6 protein-coding genes are annotated in these 19,964 nt (G+C 74.4%); 1 reads left to right on the forward strand and 5 read right to left on the reverse strand.

All coding sequences use genetic code 11. The features are described 5' to 3' along the window. Positions 1-474: 474 nt before the first annotated feature. The 4 genes from ACIRGB_RS22765 to ACIRGB_RS22780 form a co-directional block, all read right to left on the reverse strand. Entirely contained in the window at positions 475-7,194 is a 6,720-nt protein-coding gene (locus tag ACIRGB_RS22765) for a beta-ketoacyl synthase N-terminal-like domain-containing protein (protein WP_403867993.1), read from the reverse strand. A gap of 47 nt (positions 7,195-7,241) precedes the next feature. After that, a complete protein-coding gene (locus tag ACIRGB_RS22770) occupies positions 7,242-13,430 on the reverse strand; it encodes an SDR family NAD(P)-dependent oxidoreductase (RefSeq protein ID WP_403867995.1) in 6,189 nt (2,062 codons plus the stop codon). Positions 13,431-13,483: 53 nt separating this feature from the next. Next, positions 13,484-15,067 carry a PfaD family polyunsaturated fatty acid/polyketide biosynthesis protein gene (locus ACIRGB_RS22775; RefSeq protein WP_403867998.1) on the reverse strand — a complete coding sequence of 528 codons (1,584 nt, stop codon included), beginning with the start codon at positions 15,065-15,067 and terminating at the stop codon, positions 13,484-13,486. A 67-nt stretch (positions 15,068-15,134) separates the two neighbouring features. After that, a complete protein-coding gene (locus ACIRGB_RS22780) occupies positions 15,135-16,349 on the reverse strand; it encodes an SDR family oxidoreductase (RefSeq protein ID WP_403868001.1) in 1,215 nt (404 codons plus the stop codon). A 748-nt stretch (positions 16,350-17,097) separates the two neighbouring features. Here ACIRGB_RS22780 and ACIRGB_RS22785 point away from each other — a divergent pair. After that, positions 17,098-18,453, forward strand: a complete 1,356-nt coding sequence (locus ACIRGB_RS22785) for a hypothetical protein (protein WP_403868004.1) — start codon at positions 17,098-17,100, stop codon at positions 18,451-18,453. A gap of 90 nt (positions 18,454-18,543) precedes the next feature. Here ACIRGB_RS22785 and ACIRGB_RS22790 read toward each other — a convergent pair whose 3' ends face one another. After that, positions 18,544-19,905 carry a flavin-containing monooxygenase gene (locus ACIRGB_RS22790; protein WP_403868007.1) on the reverse strand — a complete coding sequence of 454 codons (1,362 nt, stop codon included), beginning with the start codon at positions 19,903-19,905 and terminating at the stop codon, positions 18,544-18,546. Between the last annotated feature and the right edge of the window lie 59 nt (positions 19,906-19,964).

Here is a 19,964-nt window from a genome sequence, read left to right on the forward strand (position 1 = left end):
GAACTGCCACCGTCGGACATGACATCGACGTCGACAGGAGACTGGCTGCTCGGTCTCGACGGAGTGCGTCCTCTCTACCTGCTTCGGGTTGTGAGGCTGACAATCTCCGCGTCGTCGGGGAGGTCCAGGGGCTGCTTGCGTGGTGCGGGAGCAGCGGGGTCGGGCCGCCGGGCAGGAGTCCGCGGCGCCGGAGAACCTTCTCTCGGTCGCGGCACCAGGTGGTGCAGAACTTCCGGGGAAAATTGACGCGGGCCCACGCCCTGGCGGCGGCTACCGTGTCCACCATGAGCATGTCCGGCCCGAGCGCCGCCGGCGGCCTGCGTCGCGGCGAGGCGCCGGTCGACCAGCCCCACACAGCACGCGTCACCGCCGGGGCAGGGCAAGGCGACCTGCCGGCGCGGGCCGGCACCGCGGCGGCCGGCACGGCGGTCGTACGGGCCTGGCGGCCGACCTCGGGACGGAGAACCGAGCAGATCACCGCACGGGCGGGGGGCCCGACACCACCCGCATCCCCAGCCCCCGTACCCGGTAGATGCACGTGTCGTCGCCCCACAGCGTCGCGTCCGCGACGGCATAGGGCCCGCGTTCGTCCGTCCCGGTCTCCACGATGTCCATGTCCACCCGGATCAGCCGGTTGGCGGGGGTGATCTGGCCCCGGTACGTCCACACCGTCTCCCGGCCGGGCAACACCGGATCGAACCGGGGGTGGACGATCCCGTCCGTCGCGCCGCTTTCGATCAGGTGGTACTGGAGCAGTTGGCACATGGCCTCGACCCCCAGGGAGCCGGGCTGCACCGGGTCCTGGAAGAAGTGGGCCCGGAAGAACCAGGCGTCCGGGCGCACGTCCTTCTCCGACCGCAGTCGGCCGAGACCCGCGCTTCCGCCCTCCGGCCAGGAGCCCGTGACCCGGTCCAGCATCAGCAGCATGCGGCCCGGCAGGCGCGGCTCCCCGGCGCAGTAGCGGGCGGGCCGGGCGGTCAGGTCGACCACTCGGTCGCAGGGCTCGTCGAGACGGACGCGCTCCTCGGCCGGGACCGGCAGCCCTTGCTGGTCGTCGAACGCCGACCGGGGGAAGTAGCCGAAGACCGTGGTGAGTTCGGCGAGCGGCGCGTCGTCGGCCGTGCACACCACCCGGAACGACTCGATGATCATGTCCCCGCTGCGCGAGACACGGGTCAGTTCGGCCCGGGTGCGGATCGTGCGCGTCCCGGCGGTGACCTCGCCGGTGACCGTCTCCGCTCCGTCCAGATTGCGGAACAGCAGGTCCTGCTCGCTGGACGTCGCGCTGCCGGCGTACGAGGCCAGCCACCCGCAGGGCTGCAGCGCGACCTCCATGAGGACCGCGAGCGGCATGCACCGGGACGGGTTCTGCTCGAAGTACCACGCCCGTTCCGGTACGTCGTACTCGGCGACGACGACGCTGCCCTCTCGCATGCCGCCCTGGACGCCGTCCACCGAGACGATCCGGCTCATGAAGTGGTAGGGCGGCCCGGGGAGCCTGGCGACCCTGCGGGTGCCGTCGAAGGGCTCGTACATGGTGCCGAACGCCTCGCTGGGCCTGCCCCAGGCGCATGCCAGCAACGACGCGTAGTCGAAGCGGAACCCATCGGCCGCGACGGCCACCGCCTTTTCCTCCCGGTGCCCGGACAGTCCGCCGAGCCGTGGCGGCGGCACCGGCACGCCGTCCTCCTGCACGGCGGGCGGGCCCGAGTCCCGCCACTGCGACAACGGCCAGTCGGGCACCAGCCGGAGTGCGATGCCCCGCCCCAGGAACGCCTTCCTGCCGTCCACCGACCCGAGGACGTCGGCGTGGAGCGTTGGCACCGGCCCGGCCGATACACCCCGGACGAACACCTCGTAGACGATCCTCCGGGACTCCGGGGTCGCCTGGCCCCGGCACATGGTCCGGGACGGCTGTGTGTCGACCGGCTCGAAACGCCAGCCGTCCCGGTCGACGGTGTGGCCCGAGGCCGTCAGATAGAAGGCCATGGCCTGGAGACCGCCCTGGAGCATCAGGGTGCCCGGCATGCAGGGGTCGTTCTTGAAGTGGCCGGTGAAGAACCAGTCGTCCGGGGACACCGCCGTCTCGGCGCGCAGATACCCCCGGCCCCACGGCCCGCCGACCGGGTCGAACACGGTCACCTCGTCCAGCAGGCGCAGCCGCTCCCCGTCGAGCAGGGGGGTCCGCACATGGGCTGCCGTCGCCTCCCAGCCCGGCCCGAAGCACTCCGCGGGCGACCCCTGTGCCAGGGCCCGCACCCGGTCCGTTCCGAAGCGGGTCCGCTCGCAGTGTACGGCCGGAGGGTCGAACGGAAGGTCGTCGCCGGGAGCGTGCTCGGCCGGGTCCCAGCGCACCCCGCCGCTGGTGGCCAGTTCGGCAGGGGTGAAGAACCCGGCTTGGCCCTCGCGGACGCTGAGCCGCAACTCACCGTCCACGTAGCAGTCGTAGTGGAAGAAGGCCAGCCGGACCCCGCCCGCCTCCGCGTGGCCGTCCACATGGATATCGAAGCACAGGGTGTCGCCGGGGCGGGGCGGCCCGCCATGGAACGTCACCTCGCAGCCGAGCAGGCGGTAGGCGCGCTCGCCCCGGTTGAGCAGGTCCGCCCCCAGCCAGCTGAGCAGCAGCAGATCGGCCTGTCCCGCCTCGATCAGCACGCCGGCCGGCATGCGTCCCGTCGCATCCAGGTACCAGCTGTCGGTCAGGATGTCGGTCTCCGTCCAGATCCGCCCGTCCGTGCGGACCGGCCCCGGCAGGACGAGTGCCGCGGGCACCGCGTCGATGGCGGTGACCCGGTCGGCGAAGAGCATGGGTGGTCCGGGCATCCGGGTCTGCACCGCGTACCGGTCCTGCTCGGCGAAGCGCGGACCGAACAGCGTGGAGATCTCCCCGGAGGCGAGGTGCTCCAACTGGGCCCGGTCGAACACCGGCTTCGCCCCCGGGACAGGGACCGCAGCCGGAGCCGTGCCGGGGCGCGGGGCTGATACCGGGCCCGGCGGCCGCACGGGGACGGGCGGGGCGCACGGCGGTTGTACGGGGAGGGCGGGGGACGGCGGTACGGAGGCAACGCCTCCCGGGGGCAGGGAAGCCGCGCGTCCGGCGTCCGCCCTGCCGCCCGCCGTCAACGCCGTGACGGTTAACGCGGACACGTGCAGGAACCGCCGGTGGGCCTCCGCGTGCGCGGCCATGATCTCCTCGTGCACCAGGGCGGCCCGCCGGCTCTGCCGGGCGATCGTGCCCGCGACCTCCGGCGATCCCGCCGCCGGGTACACCGGGTCGGACAGCCGGGCCACCGGCCCCACCGCGGCGGCGGGTACGGCGGCAACCGGGGCACCGGGCCGTTCCGCGGGGGCGGGCCGCTCCGCCGGCACCGGCGCCAGCTCGGGGGCCCGGGGCAGAACGGTCACGGCGGGCTCCAGGGGCGGCAGGCAGGGCGTGGGGGGTACGGCAACGGTGACGGTCGGTCCGGGGGCCGGGAGACCGGTAGCGGCCTCGGCGAGCCGGGTGGTCAACGCGTCGGCCCGCACCCGCACCCCGGCCACCACGAGTTCGCCGACGGCCAGGCACAGATTCCGCAGCCCGGTGTCGTCCGGGGTGTCCAGCGCGACGGCCACAAACTCCCGGTCCCCGAGGACCCGCTTGATCCAGCCGGTGCACAGCTTCCGGGGCCCGTGCTCCACGAAGACGCGGACACCGTCCGCCCACGCCCGCTCGATCGTCGCCGCGAAGTCGATCGTGCCCAGTCCCTGAGCGGTGAGCGCTTCGGCGGCCCGCTCAGTCGTCGGACGGTACGCCCGGCTGGTGGCTCCGCTGTAGAACCGGACCCCCGGCACCTCGACCGTGGGGCGGCGGTGGGCCTCGCGCCACACTTCACGGACCTCCGCCAACTCCGGGGCGTGGGCGGCCATGTCGTAGTCCAGCTCGATCGCCCGGTCCGCGCCCAGCCGGGTGACCACGGCCGCGCACGCCCCGGACTCGCCGCCGACGACGCAGATCCCCGGCGCGTTCACCGCCATCAGATGGACCGCCCGCTCTCCGGCGAGCTCCGCGCGGACGGCCTCCAGCGGCGCGGCGACCAGATAGCTCGACCAGCGGTCGCCGCCGATGCCGCGCTGCCGCCAGTAGCGCCGCACCGCCCGCAGCTCACCCGTGAGCTCCGTGGTGAACAGCCCGCTCTCCCGCGTCGCCTCGTACAGCCCCGAGGCGTCCGGCCACGCGCCCAGCGCGACCAGCGCCGTCGACTCGCCCGAGGAGTAGCCGATCGCGGCGTCCGGCCGCAGGCCCAGCACCTCACGGCTGAACACGGTGTGGAAGACCGCCAGTTCGGCGACCGACCAGATCTGGTCGAGCACGCCGGGCCCCCTCCCGGAGCGCAGCCGCGTCCCGATCGCCCGGTGCCCCGCACGGACGCTCTCGCCCAGCGACGGGCACGCCAGCGTCAGCGCGTGGCCCATCCCGGGGTACGCGGCCGAGCCGTTGGTGTACACAAAGGCGGTCTCTCCGCCGACCGGCGCGTCCCGGTACAGGACGTCCGCCGGGCGGGCCCCGCCCTCCGCCAGCCAGCGACGGGCCGCTTCGCGGCGTTCCGCCCAGGCGGGGCCGCCGTCCGCCACGAGAGCCAGCCGGGCCGGGCCCGCCGAGGACTCCGTTCCGGCCTCCAGTGCGGCCAGCACCTGAGCGCGGTCCGCCCCGGAGAAGACGCGCAGGCGCGGGGCGGACCCCGGCAGCCACGGCCGGGGGTCCCCGGCGCGTAGCCGGACGCTCATGGCCGGCCCCTCCGCCGGTACGGCGACGGCCCGCGCGGTGTGGGTGACGGCCGTCGTGTCGGCGGGCGCGTCGAGGCGGGGGACCGCGCGGTGCTGGAGCGAGAGCGCCGCGACGGCGACGGACACCAGCCCGGATGCCGCATGGGCGCGCCCGAAGGCGGACGCCGGATCGAATCCCGCGTCCGGGCCGTCGCCGATGACCATGTCGGGTTCGTCGCCGGCTTCCTCGTCCAGCACGGCGACGACGGTGTCCCCGTCCCTGCGGGCGGCGTCCAGCAGCTTGAGGACCAGGACGACCGCCGCGTCACCCGGCTCCACGCCGGGAGCGGACTCCCGCACGGCGGCCCGGTGGACGGCTTCGCAGGACAGGTCGGTGGCGCCGACGAGCGCGGCGTCGACCTCCCCCGACCGCAGGGCGCGGGCCGCGGCCTCCAGCGCCACCAGCCCGGACGCCTCCTCGGCGGACACCGTGAAACTCGGCCCCGCCAGGTCCAGTTGGGTGCTGATGCGGTTCGCCGCCAGGTTCGGCATGCTGCCCACCACCCCCTCCGCCGTCATGGGCGGGGTGAAGGCGTCCCGGGCGAGGTCCGCCGACGCCGCGGTGACGGGCACACCCGACTCCTCCAGCCAGTGGGGAATCCGCCAGCGCGCGCCCGCCCGGGCCACCTCCGGGTCCACGCCGGTACCGATGACCACCATGGTCCGCTCCCGGGGCAGGTTCACCGTCCGGGCGGCCTCCCGGGCGGCCTCCAGCACCAGGAGCTGATGGCGTACGGTCCGCTCCAGGGCCAGCGGGGGGAAGCACAGGCCCGTCAGCTGCACGGCGATCTCCGCGACCGGGCCGCGCCGTTCACCGCCCAGCACCGCCTGGCGGAGGTCCTCGACCGACGTTCCCTCCCCGACCCGCGCCCCGATGGCGACGATCGCCACGGGTACCGCGGATGCCCCGGGCGTACGGTCGCCCGGCGCACCGTTGTCGGCTGCCGCGGCCGGGGTGTCCGGCGCGTCGGGTCCCGGCACCGGGTCCCCCGGTGCCCGGTCCGCCGGTGCGGCCCGCCGCGCGGTGGGCCGCGGTCCGTACGCCGGCCGGGGCACGGAGGGCGGGGGAGCGTCGTCCGGGTCGTCGAGGAGCAGGTGGGCGTTGGTCCCGCCGAACCCGAACGCGCTGACCGCCGCTCTGCGGGGTCCCGCCCACTGCTCCGCCGTGTCCAGCACGCGCAACGGCGTGCCCGACAGCGCGTCCAGCGGCCGACGCGCGCCGAGTGTCGCCGGGCGCACCCCGGAGCGCATCGCACCCAGCACCTTCAGCAGCCCCGCCACGCCCGCCGAGGCCAGCAGATGCCCGATGTTCGACTTCGCCGAACCGATCGGCACGTCGTCGGCGGCCCCGAAGACCCGGGCCATGCCCCGTGCCTCCACCGCGTCGCCGACCGGGGTTCCCGTCGCATGGCACTCGACGAGCGACACCGACTCGGGAGCGACGCCCGCCGCCTCGTACGCCAGGCGCATCGCCCGCACCTGGCCCTCCTCGGAAGGGCTGATCAGACCGGACCCCCGCCCGTCGTTGGACAGCCCCACCCCGCGGATGACGCCGAACACGGGGAGCCCCGCCGCGCGGGCGTCGCAGAGCCGCGTCAGGGCGACGAACCCGGCGCCCTCGCCGTGCACCAGCCCGTCGGCGTCCCGGTCGAAGGGGCGGCTGCGCCCCGTACGGCTCGTCGCGGACAGCCCGCAGAACCCCACGTGCAGGTAGAGAGGGTCGGGCCGGCTGACCGCACCGGCCACCATCAGGTCGGCCGTGCCGTCGTGCAGGCGGTCGCAGGCCAGCTTGATCGCGTACAGGGAGGAGGCGCAGGCCGCGTCGAGGGACCACGCCCCGGCCCCGAGCCCGAGCGCTCGGGCCGCGAGCAGGGCCGGGAGGCCGGAGGAGAAGCGGTTGCGGGCATCGGGGCGGGGGTGGCGTCCACCCGTCAGCAGCGCTTCGCGGAGCTCCGGGCGCTGTGCCGACAGCCAGACGTGTTCGGCGAAGGCCGCCCCGGTGGGGGTGGGGTACGACAGGTTGCCCAGGATCAGCCCGCCGCGCCGCAGCGGTGTGGCGCGGCCCGCCTCCGTGAGCGCCTGCCGTACCCCGTAGAGCACCCAGTGGAAGAGCGGGTCCAGCGTCGCGATCCGCTCCGGGGGGACGAGGAAGCCTTCCGGGTCGAAGACGGATTCGAATCCCTCGACGTACCCCCCGATGTCGGTCCAGGTGCGGTCGACGTGGTCGTCCACCGTGCCCATGACCCGATGGCGCGGCAGCCGCCACCGGCCTTCCGGGGCCGCCGTCAGACTCGTACGCCCGGCGGCGACGTTCTCCCAGAACCCGTCCGGGTCCAGTGCGCCGGGCAGGACACAGCCCCGGCCGACGATGGCGATCGGTTCGAAACGCATGGGGCTCTCACTTCACGACGGGTTCGGACAGGAGGGAAAGTGCCCGGTCAGGAGGGGCGGCTGACGAGTTCGACGCCGGTCAGCTCCAGCAGGACGGACCCGCCGGGGCCGATCAGCGCGGCGTCGCAGCGTGCCCCGGTGTCGTGGGCCTTCCGTCCCCGCACCACACAGCGCACGGCGTCGTCCACCGGGCCCCGCCGGTACACCCTGCACTCCGCGACGGCCATCGGCAGGGTCGCAGTCCCGAGCACCTTCTCGCCCCAGAGCAGCGCGAGTTGGAGCGCGCCGTCCACGGCGGCCGGATCCAGCGGACCGTGCCCGCCCGGCCAGCCCAGGGACCGCAGGCCCGCGACCGTCGCCTCCGCCCCGTGCTGCTCCGACACACCGCGCACTTCGCGCAGGGCGTGGAACCGGGGGCCGTGGAAGAGGACGCCCCCGTGGTACGGCGCGGCCACGTCGAGCGGCTTCAGGTCCGCCGGGGTGTCCCAGGAGGACCGGTCGGGCGCGCCGTCGCCGGTGTCCACGACGGCACGGAAATGCGCCGGGCCCTCCTCGCCCCGCAGCTCTGTCTCCACCCCGGCCGGGGAACCGGGCGCGCCCCGGCTGCCGAGCACGGTGAGCCGGTGGCCCACGCCTTCCAGCTCCGGCAGGTCGTACTTCCGGTACACCCGCAGATCACGCAGGACGAGCTGCCCCTCGGTCGGCAGCCAGGCTGCCGCGGCGCCCGCGAACCAGTTCAGGACCAGCGCCACGGGCAGCACCGGGACACCGGCGGGCGCGTGGTCGGCCAGCTGCGGCAGGGTCTCCGAGCTGACCAGCACCTGTGCGCGCAACCGCTCGTCCGCGACGGCCGGCCCGTCGCCGGCCGTCAGCACGACACGGGCCTCGCCGGCCGCACCGTCCAGTTCGGCGGTGCAGGCCGCGGCCCCCTGGGCCGGGGGGATGAGCGGCACCCCGGACCGGCCGAAGTGCGCGGCCAGGGCCGGGGTGACCATGCCGCCCTGCCAGGGGCCCCAGGCCACGCAGCGCACCAGACAGTCGGGGCGGCGAGCCTGCTCGGCCGACGCGACCTGCTGGAGGACCTCATTGGCCATGGCGTAGTCGCTCTGGCCCGCGTTGCCGAACACGGCGGCCACCGAGGAGAACAGCAGAATCGTGTCCAGGGGATCGTCCGCCGTCGCCGTCAGCAGCGCCCGCAGGCCGTCCACCTTCGTGGCCATGACCCGCTCGGCCTGCTCGTCGGTCTTGTCCGCGATCCGCTTGTCGGCGAGCACGCCCGCCCCGTGCACGATGCCGGTCACCGGCCCCCACGTGGTGCGCACCTCGCGCAGTGCCGCGGTGAGGGCGTCGGCGTCGCGGACATCCACCCTGACGTATCGGGCGGGCGAACCGGCGGCCTCCAGCCCGGCCAGCGTCGCCCGTACTTCGCGGGCGGCGAGAATCCTCCGGGCCTCCTCCGCGATCCGGGCGGGCGAGGACCCCTCCGCGTCCCGGGCCCGCTCCGCGAGCAGTCGGGTGAGGGCCCGTTCGTCGGTGGCCGATGCCAGGCCGGCGGGCTCGGCGGCGGCCTCCGTCCGTCCGAGCAGGACGATCCGCGGCCGGTGGGTCCTGGCCAGGTCGAGCAGCGCGGCGGCGGTCACCCCGCGGGCGCCGCCGGTGGCCACGATCACGGAGTTCTCGCCGATGCGCGGGGCGCCGCCCGGTGTGAGCGGGCCGGGCACCATCCGCAGCAGTGCGCGGGTGCCGTCCGCACGAAGGCCGACCTCCGTGTCGGCGCCGCCTTCGAGCAGTTCGCACACGATCGCGTCGGCGACCTCTTCGTCATCCCGCCCGCCCCGCTCGCAGTCGAGGACCCTCACCTGGGTGTCCGGCCACTCCTTCGCGGCGGTCCTCGCCAGTCCGGCCGTCCCGCCCAGCCACGCACGGCCGGGCGCGTGTCCGCCGAGCCCGAAGTCGCCGCCGGTGTCCTGGACGGTGACGAACAGGCCGCCGTCCCCGGCCGCCCGCGGTGCCAGCGCGCGCGCCGCGCGGAGCGCCGAGCGGTGGACCTCCCGGGCCTCGTCCGGCGTGCCGTTCGCGGACAGGCCGCCGAGGTGGATGACGCCGCGCGCCCCTTCGGGTACCTCCGCCACGGCGGTGGCGTCCACACCGCGCTCCGCCAGCTTTTGGGCCACGAGGCCGACGACCGGGCACCCCGCCACGTCCTCGCCGCTCACCACGACCGGCCCGTCCAGCAGCCCCGCGGTGGTCAGCCCGGACGCCGGGGACTCCACCATGCACGGCACCAGCCGGGTCAAGGGTGTCCACCCGTCCGCCCCCGCGTCGTCGGCGGGCCGCCCGGGTCCGTCGCCCCGTAGGGCCGGGACATCGACGGTCGTGGAGGACGGGGCGGTCTCGCGAGCCTTTGCCGGGGAGGGCTCGAACGCGTCCGCGCGGGGCGCGGGCACGCCAGGGATGTCCGGCTCCGGCGCGGGCCCGGCGGTCCGGGCGCCGGAGGCGAGTGCCGCGGTGATCTCGCGCAGGGTCCGGAGCTTGCCGAGCAGTCCGGGGTCGACCGCCACGTCGCCCACCCGGCGGCGCACGGCCGACAGAATCTCGACACGCTTGATGGAGTCGACGCCCAGGTCCGCCTCCAGATCCATGTCCACGTGCAGCATGGCGGTCGGATAGCCGGTGAGATCGGCCACCACCGACAGGAGCAACTCCTCCAGCTCGGAGGAAGACAGCTCCGAGGGAGTACGCTCCGGCGCCGATCGGTCCGGCGCCGACGTGTCCCCTGCCGGTGCTTCGGTCGGCAGTGGCGGCTCCGGTGCCGAGGGGCGCACCGCGCCGCTCGCCGGAGGGGCGCTCGCCTCCGGCACGGGATACGGCGTCGCGGCCCCGACGACCGCCGCGGGAGCCGACGCCGCCACCGGGGGCGCCACGGCGGCCGGTACGTCGAGCGGGCCGACGGATCGGGGGAGCGGCAGCGGAGCGGGCGCTGTCATGTCCGCGACCGCACCCGGGGTCGGCGCACCGAGCAGCGCGGCCAGGGTCGTCTCGGTCATCCTCAGGAAGGCCATATGGCTGTCCGTCAGCAGACGTTGACAGGCGAGGTGGGTCTCGGCCGTCTGCCGGTGGATGCTCTCAACGGCGAGCTGCCGATCGTCGCCGATGACCGGGCGGGCGTCAGCCGACGCCTCCGCAGGGTGCGACGGCCCGAACTCCTGCTGCGAGGACGCGGCAGCCGGCACGTATACCGGTGGCAGTGGCACGTCGCCGGGGGGCTGCGAGGGCAGAGCGACCGCCGGTGCGGGGGCGGCGACCGCCGGTACGGCGTCGGGGCGCGGCCCGTATTCCGGGGCGTGCGCCGGTTCGACGTGCGGGGTTCCGGAGGGCGGGAGCTGACCGTAGTTGGCTCCACTGATCTTCACGGTCATTCGGGGCTCGCGCTCCTTCGCTGGTGTTCCGGGCGATGCGTAGGGGGTCCAGAGGGGGATGAGGTCAAGGGGAACGCCCCGCACGGCGAGTTCACCGAGCGCGGCGTGGAAGGTGTCGGCGCCCGCCCCGGCCGACCGGTCAAGGGGCACGGCCGCGTGCTCACGGTCGCCGAGGATCTGCCCGACCAGGCCCGTGAGCGTGGCGCCCGCGCCGACCTCCACGAAGGTCCGCACCCCTGCCGCGTACATCGCCTCGATCTGGTCCTGGAAGAGGACCGGCGAGGCGAGATGACCGGCGACCCGGTGGCGCACCGCGTCGGGGCAGGAGGGGTAGGGCGCCGCGTCCGTGTTGCCGTAGACCTCGATCAGGGGTTCCGAGAACGTCACCGTGCGCAGGTGGGCGGCGAGCGGCTCGACAGCGGGAGCGACCAGCGGGCTGTGGAAGGCGGTCGACGCGGACAGTTCGCGGGTGGCGATCCCCGCGGCCGAGAAGGCGCTCCTCGCCCTTTCGACCGCCGCCGCAGAACCTGAGAGCACCGTCTGACGGGGCGAGTTGTGGTTGGCGGGCCAGATGTCTTCGAAGCCACCGTCGGCCAGTACCTCCGCCACGCGTACCCGGTCCGCCGCCACCGCCAGCATGGCGCCCGGGGTGGCCGCCGCCTCCCGCATCAGCTCGCCGCGGCGACGGGCCAGCCCGAGCAGCGACTCCGCGTCCAGGGAGCCCGCGCAGTGCAGTGCCACCAGTTCGCCGAAACTGTGGCCGGCCACGCAGTCCGGCCGCAGCCCCAGTTCCCGCACCACCGCCAGCAGCGCGAGCGCGTGCACCGCCAGCGCCGGCTGAGCCCACTCGGTGGCGTTCAGCAGGGCCGCTCGGGCGGCGCGCTCCTCCTCGGTGAAGGCGGGCGGCGGGAACACGGCCCGGTGCAGCGGCCTTCCGTCGAAGCGGGTGGAGCCCAGCCGGTCCCACACGGCCTGCGCGGCCGGGGCCAGCATCGCGAGCTCGGCCCCCATTCCGACGTACTGGGAGCCCTGCCCGGGGAACAGGAAGCCGATGCGGCCGGGTGCGGGCTCCCCGTACGCGTACCGGATTCCGGAAGGGGCCGAGAACGACGTCTCGGGGCGCCGCCGGATGTGCGCGAGCGCCTGCGCGTACTTCCCCCGCAGGTCATCGGTATCGGTGGCGACGACGGCCAGCCGCACCCGGGCGGTGGGCGAGAACGCGGCGTGGCTCTCCCTCGCCAGGGTGGCCAGCGGCCGTCCGTCCTTGGGCAGTTCCTCCAGGGCGGACGGCGAGGCGGCGGCGAACAGGACCAGCTCGCTCGACGCCGTGCGGTGGCGCAGGGCAGGGCGGCCCGTGGTCTTCGGCGCGGGGCGCGCAGGGGTGTCTGCGTGCGTGCCCGATGAGGAGGTGGGCGCGGTCGGCGGGGCGTACTCCTCCAGTGTGACGTGGAAGTTGCTGCCGCCGAAGCCGAAACTCGACACCGCCGCCCGGCGCGGATGACCGGCCGGCCGCACCCACGGCCGGGCCTCCGTGTTCACGTAGAACGGGCCGTGCGGGGCGGCGGCCGCCGGGTTCGGCCGTTCGACCTTGACTGTGGGCGGGAGCACCTTGTGCTGGAGGGCCATCACTGCCTTGAGCAGCCCCGCCGCACCCGCCGCGCACTTGGTGTGCCCGATCTGCGACTTCACTGAGCCGATCGCGCACCACTGGCCGTCAGGACGTCCCGAAGCGCCGAACACCGCGTTGAGCGCGGCGAGTTCCGCGGTGTCCCCGGCCTTCGTGCCGGTACCGTGCGCCTCGACCAGCTCCACGGTCTCCGGCGGGTAGCCGGCCTCTTCGTACGCGCGTCGCAGGGCCCGTTCCTGTCCCTCGGGCAGCGGGGCGTAGATCGCTGTGCTCCGGCCGTCCGACGAGGTGCCGATGCCCCGGATCACGGCGTGGATCCGGTCGCCGTCGCGCTCCGCGTCGGACAAACGCTTCAGGGCGTACATCACGACCGCCTCACCGAGCATCGTGCCGTCCGCCGCCTCCGCGAACGGGCGGCAGTCGCCGCTGGGGGAGAGCGCGGGCGTCTTGGAGAAGCACAGGAACATGCCGATGTCGTTCCCGGTGTCCACACCGCCGCTGATGACCAGGTCCGCCCGGCGGAGGGACAGTTCGCCGACCGCCGTCGACAGGGCGGCCAGCGAGCTGGCACAGGCGGCGTCGGTGGTGTGGTTGACGCCGTGCAGATCGAACCGGTTGGCGATCCGTCCCGCGACGACGTTGCCCAGCAGCCCCGGGAACGTCGACTCGCGCCACGGCTCGAAGCGGGCGGCGATGCGGTCGCACACAGCCTGCGCCTCGGCCTCGTCGAGCCCGCTCTCCCGCAGCCCCGCCAGCCACACGGGGCGCTGGGAACGCCCGTACATGTGCGGCAGCAGTTCGAGGGCGGCCGCCCCGAGGACAACGCCGGTCCGGTCCCGGTCGACTCCGGACATCCCGCCGGCGTCCCTCAGCACCTGGTCGGCGACCATGAGGGCGAGCAGCTGGGAGGTGTCCGTGGCCGGCAGATTGGCGGGAGGCACCCCGTAGGCCATCGGGTCGAAGTCCACCTCGGGAAGGAAGGCGCCCCGGCGGGCGTACGTCTTGTCGGGAGCGGCCGGGTCCGGATCGTAGTGGTCCTCCACCCGCCAGCGGGAGGCTGGGACCTCGGTGATCAGGTCGCGGCCGCCGGTCACGACCCGCCAGTAGCCGGCTGCGTCCGTGGCGCCCGGAACCAGTGCCCCGACGCCGACCACGGCGATGGGGACCTGGCGGGGGGTGGAGCCGGACATGGTCTCTCCTCGGGGTCGGGCGGCGTCGGACGGTGCTGCGGCGGCGGGGCCGCTCATGCCAGCTCACGCGGTGTGTAGGTGAACGCCTCGGAAGGCAACGGAACACCGTACGTGCGCACTTGATGGGCGCGGGTGAGTGTCGCGGCCCCTTCCAGCAGGTTGAGGGCGATCTGCGTCACGGACCGGTGGGACGGTTCCGCCAGGAAGGTGCCGGCCGCCCACCGGTTGAACGCGCCCATCGCCGGTCCGCACCAGATCTGGTAGTCGGCCCGCCGCGCGCTCTCCCCGGTGATCGCCCACCGGCTGGAACTGCCCAGGTACCAGCGGAACACCAGGGCCATGCGATGCCGGGGGTCGGCCTCCGCACGGACGGCTTCCGCCGGATCGCGCTCCTCCCAGAAGGCACGCGTGCGCTGCCAGACCTCCTCGAACGGGGCGCCCAGCACGTCGCGTTCGATGGCGGTACGCAGCGCGGGCGGGATCTCCTCCAGCGAGCCGTGGTCACGATAGGCCGTGTACAGGCGGCCGGCCCGCCGGGCGAACATCGTGCCCCGCGACAGCACTTGCAGCTTCACGCCCAGCTCGAACATGTCGGCCGACGGCGCCATGGCGACATCGGCGACGTCCGCGTCGCACAGCATGGCCTTGGCCTCATCGGACAGACCGGCCTCGACCGCCGTCTGGTTCACCGAACCGGTGACGACGTAGGACGCGCCGAGAGCGAAGGCGGCGGCCACCGCGTCCGGGGTGCCGAGGCCCCCGGCCGCGCCCAGGCGGACCGGCCGCCGGTACCCGAACCGCCGGCAGACCGTGTCGCGCAGGGCGGCGATCCGCGGCAGCAGGACCGACAACGGCCGGTTGTCGGTGTGCCCGCCGCTGTCCGCCTCGACGGTGATGTCCTCGGCCACCGGCACCAAGGCGGCCAGCGCCGCCTCCTCGCGGGTCAGGCTGCCCCGCGCGACAAGAAGGTCCAGTAGAGCGGGCGGGGCGGGGGAGAGGAACCTCTCGGCCACCTCGGGACGGGAGAGCTTCGCGAGCAGCCGCGTACGCCGGACGACGCCGCCGTCCGCACCCCGGCGCAGGCCCTGCGCCGAGCACAGGACGACCGCAGGGGTCAGCTCCATGAACGCCGACACCGAGATCCGGGGGACACCGCAGCGCAGCAGAAGCTCCGCGACCCGCCACTCCAGCTCCGGTTCGGCCGGTGAGTGGATGAGATTGACTCCCCAGTTCGTGCGGGCCCCCAGCTCCTGCGCCAGGGAGTGCACGGCTCGCTCCACCTGCGGGAGGGGCAGGCCGCCCGCACCGAAGAAGCCCATCATCTCCGCCCGCGCCATCGCCGCGACCATGCCGGTGGTCGCGATGCCGTTCGCCATCTCCCCCGCCACATAGGGGAAGCGGACACTGTGCGCCTCGCAGAAGGTCCGGCCGCCGAGCCACTCGGGGTACAGCGGCGGCAGCGTGCCGATCACCGGACCGGCGGGCGGTGCCCCGGTCGCGAGGCCCAGCTCCCGGCCGTCCGGCCCGGTGACGACGTGCACGGGTTCCCGGATCAGCCGGACACGGTCGGCGATCCCCTCGGGGGAGAAGACCGGCGGACGCACGGCAAGGGCGCCGGGAGCGGCGAGAACGGACACGGAAGCTCCAACGGGACGGGACGGTTGCTGCTGGTCGGGCGCACGCCGTCTGCGACGTACGGGAGGCTCAGGCGCACGGTGCGGGCGCAGGGGCGAGTGGGGTGTCCGGGGGCCCGGGGATCGCCCCGCTCCTCGGGGCCAGTCCGGACCACAGCCGATCGAGACCGACCGGGGCGCAGACCGCCGACGGACCGAGCAGGGTCCTCACCCGGGTGTCGTCGAACCGCCGCCGGTGGGTGAGGTAGGCCGTGATGCCCGGGTAGAAGTCGATCAGGGTCTCCAACGCCGACGGGTCGGTCGGCTTGGCGTCGACCAGGTCGATCGAGAGGGGGACGAGCCGTTCCAGCAGGGCGACGACGGTGGGCACGGGGACATCGCGGTCATGGACGACGTGGTACGTGTCGACCCCGTGTGAGGACGACAGTTCGGACAGGCGGACCATGACGTCGGCCGCGTGCTCCACCGGTAGCAGGTTCAGCCGCCCGTGCGGGTGCCCCACCGTCCGTACCCGGGGCCGGCCCCCGGGGCACGGGGACCCGGGAGCGCCGCAGCAAGGACCGTCCGGAGCCCCGGTGGGAGGGCTCGTGGCGGTCGGTGGTGCGGCGACGGTGGCGCGTCGCGCGTCGCGCAGGATGCGCTCGATGACCTGTAGTGGGTGCGAAGGCAGCTCCGGGTGCGAGGGCACGTCCGTGACGAGGATGCTGGGCCGCAGCACCAAGGCCGGTCGCCCGTGCTCGCGGGACCAGGCGTGAACCAGCAGCTCCGCCTCGTACTTGGACTGTTCGTACGCGTTCTCGAAACCGGCGCCGTCGTCCAGTTCGTCCTCGTACGCCACACCGGTGCGCCGTGCGCCGGCCACGAACGCGGTGCTCACATGGCGCACCACCGGTTCCGCGCGCCCGGCGGCCGCCAGTTCCAGGACGTGGCGGGTGCCTTCGACATTGGTCCGTCGCAGCTCGGGAAGGTCCCCCTCCAGATGGATGCTTCCCGCGCTGTGCCAGATCGCGCCGAGGCTGTCGGCCAGCTCTCGGAACGCCCGTGCGGACAGGCCCATCCGGGGCAGCGCCAGGTCGGTCTCCACCACCCTCAGCCGTTCCGGCAGTCGTGCGAGGAACGCGCTCGGCGCACCCGTCAGTTCGAGGGAACGGGTGATGCGGTGCAGCGCGTCGCCCGAACCGGCGTGGGTCAGGACCGTCACCCACTCGTGCGTGTCGAGCAGACGACGTAACAGGCGCAGTCCGAGGAATCCGGTGGCGCCGGTGAGTGCGACGTGCACGAGCATGGCTCCCAGAGCGGTGAGAAGGGCGGTCCCCCGCCGTGCGGGGCGTGCGAAGGCGGAGCACCGGGCGGTGCGGCGGACCGGAAGCGGAAACGAGCGGCACGGCGTCGACCGTCCCGCGGGTCGTCGTCGGCGATCGTGCCGCGCACGGTCCGGATCGTCCCGCCGATCCGTGCTGCCGGTGCCCCCGGCTCTCCCGACGCCCGTCCCGGACGGGGCTCACCAGGCCTTCGAACCCTGGTGATCTCCGGTGCTTTCCACACAATGGCAGACGGCGGACGGAACACACCCATTGATCCGTCCTGGCCACCCGAACGGAGGATGTCGCTCGACCGCGGGTGCCGCCGTCGCACACCGCTCGGGCCGGTCCCTCTTTCGGGGGAACTCGTCGCGGTACCCCGGGATCACACGCTCGGGGGCCGAGACCTGGGACCCGGCCGCGCGCGCCAGGCGTCAGGGGCCCGCCGCGGCACGGGAAAACGAGGCCGCGAGGTGCGGAGAGCGGGTGGGCGGCGACCGTCGCGGAACCGTCCGGTACGCGCCCGCGGAGCCGGGACGGGCCGCCGCAGCCGGCCGGCGCTGTCCCGGTCGCCGGTCATCCTGGTGAGCCGCCGGTCCCGGCAGTGCGACCGGCTCGGGTGGGTGGGGCGTCCGGCCGCCGGTTTCCCCGCCCTTCGCGCGCTGCCGTACCTCTGTCCCACCACCGGTGGTCATCGCGACCGCCTCGGCCCGAACGGGAGCCCGCACCCGCATGCCCGATTCCGAGCAGCCCACCGTGTCCGCCCCGCCCACCGCGTCAGCGGGCCCCTCTACGGGGTCCGACCGGCCGAAGCGTTCCGTCCCCCCGCCGCGTCATCCCACCCACGCGGTCGATCGCGCGTTCCTCGACCTGGAGCGCCGCCGCCCCGAGGTCCGCTGGGACGCGGGTGGCGTCGCGTATCTCAGCGGTCCGCCCCCGAGCCTGGCCGATCTCCGCGCCTACGTGGCGTTCCGGCTCGGTGAACTGCCGCTGCTCACCAGCCGGGTGACGGGAGACAGGCGGCCCGGGTGGCAGCCGTGCGAGGACTTCCCCGTCGATCGGCATGTGTACGAGGTGGTGGCCGACGGACCCGCCGACTGGGACATCGCCCTGCACAGCGCGCTCAACGCCCCGTTCGCGCCCGGCGCCTACTGGGGGGTCTGGCTGATCCACGGCCACGAACCCGACGCGTACGCCCTCTGCTACCGCTTCCTCCACGCCTGCCAGGACGGCTCGGCCGCCGCCATGACGTTCCGCGCGATGCTGGGCGACGGGGAGCCGTCAGCGCGTCCGCTGCCGGGCGGGAGGGGCGTGGTCGGCGTGCCCCGGCGATTCGGCGCGGCCGTCGCGCTGGCCACGAGGTTCCTGGCGCGCACCTTCGCCGTGCGCGGTCACCGCCCGGACCCGGCCTTCGCCCCCACCGGTGAGCGGCGGCTGTGGCGGGGGCGCGTCCCCGTGGACACCCTGCGGCTGATCGGCGCCGGACGCGGTGGCTCGGCCCACGACGCGCATCTCGCCGCGCTGGCCGGGGCGTTGTCGGCGTGGGCGGCCCGCTCCGGTGTGCCACTGCCCCGGGTGACGGCCGTACTGCCCGTCGACGCGCGGCGGGCCGACGAGGAGCAGACCTGGGGCAACCGCTGCTTCGCCCTTCCGGTCGATCTGCCGGTGCGCCCCGCCCCAGGCCGCCCGGACGAGGATGCGCCGCTGCGACGGCTCGACCAGATCATGGCAGTGACCCGGAAGCTGCGGGGCGACACCTGGCGACAGGCCGTTCAGGACCTGGTCCGCTACATGCCGGACCGTCCCACCGCGTGGTACCTGCGCAGGATGCTGTCCCCCCGCGTGACCAACGTCATGGCCACGTCCATGCCGCTCGCCGAAAAGGGAAGCCTGGGGGAGACCCGGGTGACGGGGACGGCCCTGCTGCCGCTCCTCGTGCCGGGACACCTCTGCGGAGTGGGGCTGTCGTTCTTCGGCGACTGGGCGGAGGTGTCCTTCGTCGCGGACCGCGCCCTGCCGCTGGGCGAACTGCTGCCGGAGCTGTGGGAACAGGCGGTGCGAGAGCTGGAGGAGAGCGTGCAGCGGTGATGAGCGGGTGTACGGGCCGGGGCGCGGTCCCCTGCCGCCACGAGCCCGTACGTGGCCGGCCCCGCCCCCGTACCGGCACGGAAGGGCTGGTCACGCTGTGTCGGACACCGGAGCGGGACGAGGCGCGTCGGGGCGGCGAGCGGCTGCCCGGCGCGCTCGGCGCCTGCCCGCCCGGAGCTCCCGACGAAGGGCCCGCCGGTAGGCGCAGATGTCGATCTCGATACCGTGCCGGTAGGTCGCCGCGTAGACCTTGTCGTGCCGTTCCCGCGCACGGGCGATCGACCGGGTCATCTGCGCGGGCGTCGGCAGAAGGACCTCCCCTTCGATCAGGTCGGCGATCCATTCGGCCTGCGGTTCGAGCAACGGGAAGGCCGCTCCCGCCGGTTGTGCGAGCCCCATGAAGAAGAGCCCGGGAAGCCGGGGCGGCACCGTGCGCAGATACAGCTCGGTGCGGCCGTCCGGCGCGGCGAAGACGGCGGGGTCCAGGAAGGGGAAGGACAGCGAGTACCCGGTGGCGTACACCACGGCGTCCACGGTCTCGCGGCTGCCGTCCGTGAAAGACACCGAGTCCCTGCCGAAGGATCGGATGCCGGGCTTCGCGGTGACCGCGCCCCGGGCCAGCTGGAGGAGGAGCTCGTCCGACGTGGAGGGGTGGGCGGCGAGAGGCCGCCGCACCGGTTCGGGGAGCCCGTAGAGTGCGGGGGTCCCACGGGCCAGCCGCAGCAGGAGTGCCATCGCCGGGTCCTTGAGGAAACGGGGCAGAGCGGCCGCCCTGCTCACCGCCCAGTGGTCCGCGGGCCGCCCGAGCAGCATCTTCGGGAACACGTGCGCCACGGCGCGGGCGGAGAGGAACGTCCGCGCCGCCGAACGGGAGATCTCCGCCGCGATCTCGCACCCGGAGTTGCCCATCCCGACGACGAGAACCCGCTGCCCGGCGTACGGCTCGGGGGAGCGGTAGGCGTGCGCGTGGACGGCGGAGCCCTCGAACACCCCGGCCCCGGGCACAGCGGGGTCCGGAAGACGCGGGTCCCAGTGGTGCCCGTTGGCCACCATCACCTCGGTGTACCGATCGGTCTCCGCCTCCGCCGCTCCTCGGCTCCGGCGGGTGACCTCCCAGCCGCCGCCCTCCAGAGGGCGCACGGAGGTGACCTCCGCGCGCAGCTTGATGTGACCGTGCAGCCCGAAGGTCTCCGCGTAGCTCTCCAGGTAGGCGAGGACCTGGGTGTGGTGCGGGAAGACCGGGTAGGGCTCCGGCATCGGCAGCGAGGAGAAGGACATGCTCTCCTTGGAGATGTTCGCGTGCAGCGACGCGTACACCCCCGACATGCCGTTGTCGTTGCCATAGCGCCAGAGCCCGCCGATGCCCGAGCCCGCCTCATAGCAGTCGAACGGGATGCCGCGCGAGGCGAGGACTCTACTCGCGGCCAGGCCGGACGGGCCGGCTCCGATCACGCACGTTCTCCGCATGGCTGGCCAGCCTTTCACGTCAGATGGGTACGAGCCCTCCGGGA

The sequence above is a fragment of the Streptomyces sp. NPDC102490 genome, assembly GCF_044765285.1.
GTDB lineage: Bacteria > Actinomycetota > Actinomycetes > Streptomycetales > Streptomycetaceae > Streptomyces.